3 protein-coding genes, 1 tRNA gene and 1 pseudogene are annotated in these 6,506 nt (G+C 67.7%); 2 read left to right on the plus strand and 3 right to left on the minus strand.

Annotated features, from left to right (window positions below; genetic code table 11):
- Positions 1–37 precede the first annotated feature (37 nt).
- Complete coding sequence (locus IZR01_RS10070; RefSeq protein ID WP_194923692.1) at positions 38–2,533, minus strand: GH116 family glycosyl-hydrolase; 2,496 nt, start codon at positions 2,531–2,533, stop codon at positions 38–40.
- 16 nt (positions 2,534–2,549) lie between these two features.
- Positions 2,550–3,662 carry a glycoside hydrolase family 172 protein gene (locus IZR01_RS10075; RefSeq protein ID WP_194923693.1) on the minus strand — a complete coding sequence of 371 codons (1,113 nt, stop codon included), beginning with the start codon at positions 3,660–3,662 and terminating at the stop codon, positions 2,550–2,552.
- Between the two features lie 152 nt (positions 3,663–3,814).
- Between IZR01_RS10075 and IZR01_RS10080 the strand changes: the two genes are divergently transcribed.
- Together IZR01_RS10080 and IZR01_RS54145 are read left to right on the plus strand one after the other, a co-directional pair.
- Entirely contained in the window at positions 3,815–4,849 is a 1,035-nt protein-coding gene (locus tag IZR01_RS10080) for a LacI family DNA-binding transcriptional regulator (RefSeq protein ID WP_194923694.1), read from the plus strand.
- Between the two features lie 192 nt (positions 4,850–5,041).
- Positions 5,042–6,126 (plus strand): annotated as a pseudogene (locus IZR01_RS54145) (integrase core domain-containing protein).
- A gap of 181 nt (positions 6,127–6,307) precedes the next feature.
- On the opposite strand, the gene IZR01_RS10090 reads toward IZR01_RS54145, so the two are convergent.
- Positions 6,308–6,391, minus strand: a tRNA-Leu gene (locus tag IZR01_RS10090).
- Positions 6,392–6,506 lie beyond the last annotated feature (115 nt).

The following is a 6,506-nucleotide window of genomic DNA, read 5'->3' on the forward strand; positions in this document are numbered from 1 at the left end:
TGCAATCGCTGGGTAATCGTTTTCTCGGTATCGTCGACTAGGCGCGCGCTCGAACGCGCACGGCAACGGGTTTTCCGGGCGCCGAACCGACGAACCGTGCCCTCACCTCACCTCCCACGCGGGCGACCTCGACCTGCCCGACCAGCGGCCCGACGATCACCGGCCAGCGGCCCGGCAACGGATCGAGCTCGATGGATCCCGTCGCCACCTGCACCACGGTGCGAGGCCAGGCGTGCGCCAGTCCGAAGGAGGCCATCGAGCGGACGTAGTGATCGCCGCACTCCACTTCGTTGAACGGGTTGCGACGGCGACCGGAGTACCTGGCCCGGACGTCGGCCACCGCATGCTCGGCCGAAGCCCGATCGCCGAGCAGCGCCAGCCCGATGGCCGCCGTGTATTCAAGGCCGGTCCACACCTCGTCGCAGTACGGGAACGGCCGAAGCGGCCGATCACCCCGCGGGAAAGCGCAGTTTAGCAGCCCGTGCTCGTCACCCTGTGCGTATGTTCGCAAATGATTGACATGCGAGAAGAACTCCCCGCGGTGATTGTGCCGAGCGACGGCGCGCGTCGCGGCGGCGGTGTGCCCGGGATCGAGTCCGGTGTCCAGGCCGCAGAGCAGCGCGGCGGCGTGGCCGACGAGTTGGTCGCTGGTGCAGCCCGCGCCGATCTGCAGGTCCGGATCCGCCAGATCGTCGGAGCCGACGTCCGGGTTGTCCCCGTCGTAGCGGATTCGCAGGCCCCGCGCGATGCGGTCAGCCGAGCCGGCCGGGATGATCCGCTGCTGGTAGTACTCGCCGTTCCAGACGTCGGCGTCGGTTCCGGCGGCACCGAGGGCCAGGATTTCACCGCAGGTGACGGCGAACTCGCGGTCTCCGACCAGCTCGGCCATCTCGACACAGGCGGCGAGCGCGGCCAGGTACCAGGATTGGTTGACGCCGCTCGGCCCGTAGTACTCCACGTCCATGGTGTTGTGTTGGCAGCCCTCCATGACACCGTCGCGGTCAGCGTCCCAACCCAGCGGGATCCAGGCGAACTCCATCGCTTTGCGGGCCGCGGGCCAGTGTCGCTCAAGCAAATCCGTCCGGCCGGTGAACTGCCATGTGCGGTAGAGCCGGAGCAGCGCGCCCATCTGGCCGTCGGCCGCCGCCACTGGCCAGCCGGTGCCTTCTGTGGCCAGCGGAAGGCCGGCCCGAAAGCTCATCATGCCGCGCTCGTCCAGCGCGTGCGCGAACTCCACCTCCCGCATGGACCAGGCCAGTTCCGGGAACAGCTGCTCCAACGCGTACTGGTAGTTCCAGACGTGCGTGCAACTACCGTGGCAGCTGCCGCTGTCGGGATTGCAGCCCTCCCAGGCCAGAAACGTGCCGTCCGCGATCCGGAAGCAGGTGGGAGACTTCAGCACGGCGGCGTTCGACAGCACAGCGTCCTGCACGACCGGCGGCAGGCTCGACGTGGTCACCGTGCTTACATACTGCTCTGTGCGTTGTTCGAGCTCCCCGAGCTTCGGCGCGAACTGGCGCACCACATCCAGGGCGTCGGCGAACCGGCCGGTGTAGTGGTTGCCGACGATGTCGGAGCTGTGGCTGTGATTCGGCGGACCCTGATAACGGTGCGTCCAGCCGCGCCGGTTCGGAAAATGCCAGGTGATCAGGAAGCCGAAGTCGACGCAGGCGCCCGGCGGTACACGCCGCGTCTGGACGAGCGAGCCGGTGGCCGCGGCGGCGGTCTGGTCAGGCGGATCGAGTCGGCCGTCCGCCGCGAAGTCGTCCCAGAAGTCCAGCAGCGAATCGCCCCAGGACCGGCGCGCCCAGCCGAGCCGGTGGCTGTCGGCCGGGCTGCCCAGCGCGGCAAGGGCGACGGTCCCGGCCGCCTCGTGATCGGCGGGCACCGCGGCGGCGGTCCCCAGCAGAACTGTCGCTCCCTGGAGCTGGCGGAGCGTGAAGGAGCTGGTGTTCGGCAGCTCGCCACTGATTTCCCGCCCCACCACGTTGCGCAGGGTGCCGCAGACGCTCACCTCGAGTTCGGCGGCCGACGTGTTGCGGATGCGGACCTGGTAGCTCACCGCCGGAAGGCCGCTGGCCTCCGCGTCGCCGGGAACCAGCGGATTGAAGGCGCGTACCGTCGCCTCGATGGGCAGGTCCGGGTCTGTCATGGTGACCTGGCCGAAGGGATAGGCCGCGGCGAACTCGCCGGACCGGAAGCGGGGCAGCCCGGCGAGCGCCGCCGGGCTGCCGTGCGGGCCGTCGAACTCTGCGTCGCTCAGCCCGATTTCGAGCACGCGGGCCTGCGTTTCACCGCGTGACGCCCCTGACGCCCCTGGCTGCGAGGTCCTGACGCAGAAGAAGGAATCCGGATTGAAACCCTTCGCCGGGCGGTTGAACAGCTCCCAGTCGATCAGCTGACCCCGGCCGCCGAGGCTGACGCAGCCGGTGCCGATGCCGCCGATCGGCATGGCGATCCGAGTCAGTTCGGCGCCCCGGTACCGGCGGACCACCGGCCACTCGATATCGCGACGTGGGATGGTCTCGCTCATGCGGAACTCCTTGGGGTCAGGTCAGCGGGTCCATCGGTTCGCCGGCGATCTCCAGTGCGTCGGCTGCCAAGAACTCCGGACGGTTGGCGCGCGGACGATCCAGGTAGAACCAGGCTGTTGAGGCGATGTCGTCGCGCAGCGGTCGGTAGCGGTGTCCTGACATCCAGCCGAGCGCCTGGATGTCCACCGAGAGGTCTTCCTCGAAGTGGATCGGGTCGGCGATGTGCCAGCGGTAGAGTCCGAAGCGTTGCTGCGAGCGGTACAGGCCGTCCGGCCGGAGCACCTGGGGCATGCCGAGATAGGGAGTGTTGTACTCGGTGTAGCCGCGGCCGGGCACGTCGAAGTTCCATGCACCACCGAAGTAGTCCTCGGTTCCCGTGCCCGCGATGGTCGGGAAGGAGCCGTCCGGCTGCTGCTTGTCGCCGTCCAGGTAGAACTTGATCTCGCCCTCGCCCCACCATCCGGGGCTGTTGACGCCCCAGGCCAGGTAGGTGCCGACGTAATGTCCCCGACCATGGATGTCGACCAGGATCGGATGCGTTTCCCGTTCCGGCAGCGGGTTGGAACGGCGATACTGTGCGTGCAGGTAGCCCAGGCCGGAGACGTCGCCGCCGGTCTCGTAGGTGATCTGGTAATAGACAGTGGCCGCCTCGTCCGAGAGGTTCTCCAGGGTGAGCCTGGCGGAGCGGGAGAAGGGCATCGGCCAGTAGGAATTGAAGCCACCGTGCGGATTGGCGGCGATCATCTGCGAGGAGACCTGCGCGAACGTGCCCCAGCCGTTCGCGAAGAAGTCGCCGAGCGGCACCTCGATGGCCGGCTCGTCGCAGCCGTCCCAGTAGGCGCGCACCACCAGCGTGCGCCAGTGGTCGCGATGGGTCGTCAGCCAGATGTGGGTGATGACGGCCGCCTCGTCGACCGCGGCCAGCTCGAAGATCTGGTGCGGCGCGATGTCCACGCTCGGGGAGATCTTCCAGCCACGTCCGAGTTCGCGCGCGCACGACGCCCCGGTGCCCTCGGTGGCTCGGCCACCGCCGCCCTTGGCGCCGGTGAAATTCTCCGGAGAGATCGATCGGGTCCGGACATCGCGAAGGCGGGAGATGTCCGCGGGCTGACTGGGGGCTGGCCGCAAGGTCAGATCCTCTCGCAGGAGCAGGCTGGCACGCTATGATCGGTAATCGTTTACATAAGCTAAGGGCGCTACCCGGTACCGTCAAGACACGTCGTCTGCGCGGGCACCCGGGAGCGGCCGCTCTCAAGCGGCGGATCGCGAAGCGGAGTGAGATGGCCACCATCAAGGAGGTCGCCCAGTTGGCAGGCGTCTCCACCGCCACGGTGTCGCGGGCGCTGAGCGGTGCCCGCCCGGTCAACGCGGACGTGGCCGCGCGAGTACTCGAAGCCAGTCACGCCCTGGGCTACCGGCCGAACCGCGTCGCCCGGAGCCTGCGCACCCAGGTCTCGACCACTCTCGGGCTGATCATCTCCGATGTGCAGAACCCGTTCTTCACCGCGGTGGCGCGCGCCGCCGAACGCACAGCCGCAGACAACGGCTACTCCCTGGTGCTGTGTAACAGCGACGACGACCTCCACCTGGAACGCCGCTACCTCGACGTGCTGGTGGCCGAGCAGGTCGCCGGGCTGATCCTCACCCCTGCCGACGAGAAGGCCTCCTCGGTGGACGTGGCGCTGGCCGCGGGTATCCCGGTGGTCAGCGTCGACCGCAGGCTGCGCACCGCCGATCTCGACACGGTCCTCGTCGACAACGCGCACGCGGTGCACAAGGCGGTGGACCTGCTGGTACGGGAGGGCTGCCGCCGGGTCGCCGTGCTCGTCGGCCCGGAGCACACCACGACCGCCGCGGAGCGGCTTCGCGGCTACCGCGACGCACTGACCGATCACCAGATCCCGGAAGACCCCGGCCTAATCGTGCACAGCCAGGTCACCGGCGGCGACGTCGCGACCCTGCACAAGGAGACCAAGGGGCTGATCACCGAGGTGATCCGGGAGCACTCCCCCGACTCACTGGTCATCACCAACGGGCCGATGATCGCCGGCAGTCTGGCAGCGCTCGCGGACACCGGACGGCACCTCGGCGAGGACCTGGCGGTAGTGGTGTTCGACGATATGCCGCTCGCCGAGTTCATCGGCCTGACCAGCATCGTGCAGCCCACGGAGGCGATCGCGCAGCAGGCGGTGGAACTGCTGCTGTCACGCGTCGCCGGCTCGACCCCGCCGCCACACGAGGTGGTGTTCAAGTCCGTGCTGACCATCCGGACTTCGTCCAGCCTGCGGCGGGTATCACCTGGCCGTCGCCGCTGAATGCGCGTGAGATCCGGCGGCTCGACAGATCGCGCGAACGTTTCGCCGGCAGGATTCGACCTGCGACCGCCGGATCAAGAGTCCGACGGCCAGGCGCCCGACTCCCGCCGAGGCTGTAGGGCTCGGAAATGCGATCGGGCCTGTGACCTGGGCGCGGCTGGCCTGTGGTTGTCGAGCTGCGATCCTGGCCTGATGTTCTTGTCGCTTGCGTACCGTGCAACCCGCCATGTTCTGGGTTCCGTGGCCGTCTTGTTCCGCAGTGACGTGTCCAAGGACGCTGAACTGCTGGTGCTGCGCCACGAGAATGCAGTCCTGCGCCGTCAAATCCACCGAGCCCGTTACGAGTCGGTCGACCGGTTCTGGTTCGCGGCCCTCTCATCGCTGATCCCGCGTCGGCGTTGGGCTCAGGTGTTCCCGCCTCAGCCCGGCGACGGTGTTGGCCTGGCACCGCCGGCTGGTCGCCCGCAAGTGGGACTACAGCGCCCGGCGGAAACCCGGCAGGCCGCCGACTGCCGCGGCGGTCAAGAAGCTCGTGCTGACCATGGCGAAGGACAATCCGCTGTGGGGCCATCGCCGCATCCAGGGCGAGTTGATCAAGCTCGGCCACCAGATCGCTTCCTCGACGGTGTGGGAGATCCTGCACGCGGCCGGGTTGGATCCGGCACCGCGGCGTTCGGGCCCGACATGGAAGCAGTTCCTCACCGCCCAGGCCCACGGCATTCTCGCCATCGACTTCGTGCATGTAGACACGATCGGATTGAAACGCCTGTACGCCCTGATCCTCATCGAGCACGGGGCCCGTCGGGCACACCTGGCCGGCGTGACCGCCCACCCAACCGGAGAGTGGACAACCCAGGCCGCCCGCAACGTCCTGATCGACCTGGCCGAGCGGGGCAGGAAGTTCAAGTTCCTGATCCGCCGATCGCGACACCAAGTTCACCGACGGCTTCGACGCCGTGTTCGCCGACGAGGGAATCCGCATCCTGAAGAGTCCGCCCCGAGCCCCTCGATCGAACGCGATCTGCGAAAGGGCCATCGGGGAACTACGACGCGAACTGCTCGACCGGATGCTGATCATCAACGAAGACCACCTGCGCCGCACCTTGACGACCTATCTCGCCCACCGGAACGAGGCCAGGCCGCACCGCGGGCTCGACCAGCTGACCCCGACCCAAGCCGAGACCGGCCCGCCAACGCCGATCAACCTCGCCAACTACCGAATCCGCCGGAAGACCATCCTCGGCGGACTAACCCACGAGTACCAAATCGCCGCCTGACCGCAGGTCAACCCCCGATTCGTATTTCCGAGCCCCACAGGGAGGCCATTCAACGGGCCGGGCGCGAGGAGAAGGCGCGACTCTACTCGGAGCTTGACCTGCGGCTCACCTACGCGCCCGGAACAAAAAATGTCAGGGTCGAGATGAATCTCGACCCTGACATTAATGGGGTTACAGCGAGTGTCCGAGGGGGGACTTGAACCCCCACACCCTTAACGGGCACTAGCACCTCAAGCTAGCGCGTCTGCCATTCCGCCACTCGGACGAGTGTTGCGGCGACCTGCGGCTTTCGCCGCGTTGATCCGCTCGCGTTGGGTCAACCATATCAAAAGTTGGGGGTGGTGTTTCAACAGGCTTCCGGTGGCGGTGGGTCTGTGTCT

The sequence above is a fragment of the Catenulispora pinisilvae genome (assembly GCF_015356865.1).
GTDB classification, from domain to species: domain Bacteria; phylum Actinomycetota; class Actinomycetes; order Streptomycetales; family Catenulisporaceae; genus Catenulispora; species Catenulispora pinisilvae.